Here is a 422-nt window from a genome sequence, read left to right as displayed (position 1 = left end):
GCCCGAAGGGGGGCTCCCCGTGACTTGCCGCCTGGGTTGGCAAGGGCCGCCGGAAAATAGCCGGGCGCAGCCATTGCCTGTCTGGATCGGCCGGCGCCCTATCGCCCTCTTGAAGGCCTTGGGCCGGCCCTCTCCTCAACGGAGGTCCCTTGCGCACCCGAGCCACGAAAACGCCGGCACGCCGCTCCCCTTCCCTTTCCAGTCAGGCCGCGGACGTCATGAAGCGTTCGACATCCTGCGGCGCGAGTTGGACCCGCAGCATCGCCCTCAAGGCGTCGGCACCGAGCAGGCGCAGGTCCTCATTGAAGTCGCCGAGCTGCGGCACCAGGACCATCGCCTCGATACCGGCCGCATTGGTGCGTTCGATGAGAGTTGCCACTGCTCCGTCACCGGCCGGATCATTGTCACGGGCGATATAGAGC

Annotated in this window: 1 protein-coding gene; it reads right to left on the bottom strand. The window is 67.1% G+C overall.

Annotation, left to right across the window (positions count from 1 at the left end; translation table 11 throughout):
* Positions 1-202: 202 nt before the first annotated feature.
* On the bottom strand, positions 203-422 hold a 220-nt coding region (locus EOA29_RS40325; RefSeq protein ID WP_189479211.1), incomplete at its 5' end, for a toprim domain-containing protein.

The sequence above is a fragment of the Mesorhizobium sp. M1E.F.Ca.ET.063.01.1.1 genome, from assembly GCF_003998155.1.
Classification (GTDB): domain Bacteria; phylum Pseudomonadota; class Alphaproteobacteria; order Rhizobiales; family Rhizobiaceae; genus Mesorhizobium.
This window is presented reverse-complemented; position numbering and strand designations above follow the sequence as displayed.